This window comes from Colwellia sp. 6M3, assembly GCF_014077595.1.
GTDB lineage: Bacteria > Pseudomonadota > Gammaproteobacteria > Enterobacterales > Alteromonadaceae > Cognaticolwellia.
Window position 1 is genome coordinate 1 of sequence record NZ_JACGWF010000192.1, and the last position, 1,065, is coordinate 1,065.

2 protein-coding genes are annotated in these 1,065 nt (G+C 41.3%); both read right to left on the reverse strand.

Annotated features, from left to right (window positions below; genetic code table 11):
- Positions 1 to 659 (reverse strand): FAD-binding protein (locus tag H4J50_RS18930; RefSeq protein WP_182257699.1); only part of this gene is annotated, 659 nt, incomplete at its 3' end.
- Positions 660 to 1,007 (reverse strand): succinate dehydrogenase, hydrophobic membrane anchor protein, encoded by a 348-nt coding sequence (gene sdhD / locus H4J50_RS18935; protein WP_108455737.1) that lies wholly within the window; start codon positions 1,005 to 1,007, stop codon positions 660 to 662.
- Positions 1,008 to 1,065 lie beyond the last annotated feature (58 nt).

Genomic DNA, 1,065 nt, shown 5'->3' on the forward strand with positions numbered 1-1,065 from the left:
CCGGTATTAATGTGAGCATTAGTGGTAGAAGCAAAAATACGACCCGCGCCACCTGTTGCTAAAACAGTAGCACGTGCTTTGAAGTAAACAATCTCACCAGTTTCAATGCAAATTGCGGTAGTACCAACAACAGCACCGTCACTATTTTTAACTAAATCTAATGCATACCACTCAGAATAAACGTTAGTTTTGTTTTTAACGTTCTGTTGGTATAAACAATGTAGTAATGCATGACCTGTTCTGTCCGCTGCAGCAGCTGTACGTGCCGCTTGTTCACCACCAAAGTTTTTAGATTGTCCACCGAACGGACGTTGGTAAATCTTACCTTCTTCCGTACGAGAAAAAGGTAAACCCATTTTCTCTAGTTCGATAATAGATTCTGGACCCGTTTTACACATATATTCGATTGCGTCTTGGTCACCGATATAATCAGAACCTTTAACTGTATCGTACATGTGTTGTTCCCAATGATCTTCATGAGCATTACCCAAGGCAACAGTAATACCGCCTTGTGCAGATACCGTATGAGAACGAGTAGGGAAAACTTTTGAAATCAAAGCACAAGATTTGCCTGATTCCGATATTGCTAGGGCAGCGCGCATACCTGCACCACCAGCGCCAATGACAATGGCGTCGAATTCACGAATTGGAACGCTCACTTACACACCCCACACAGTTAATAGGCCTGCTGCAAAGTATACGAGCAACAAAACAGAAAAGAAAAATTGTAAACCACCGCGTAAAAGCGCAGGTTTAATGTAATCAGAAAGTACTTGCCACACACCAATCCAAGCGTGAATTAACAACGCTACAATGGCTAGAATGGTAAATATTTTAGTGCAGATACTACCAAAGAATGCCTGCCAAACTTCAAACGTAACATCAGATGTTATAACGAAAAAGCCAACAAGATAAAAGGTGTAAAGTGCTAAAATAATGGCACTAGCACGAAGAAGAATGAAATCATGTACGCCACTACGGCCTACTGTTGCTGCATTATTTACCATAATCGAACTCCTACTACTACAGTAAGCACCAACCAAAGTGCAATGATAAGTTTAGCCG

Excerpts from the sequence above, each read along its gene's own strand:
- sdhD (WP_108455737.1), bottom strand. The coding sequence starts at position 1,007 with ATGGTAAATAATGCAGCAACAGTAGGCCGTAGTGGCGTACATGATTTC.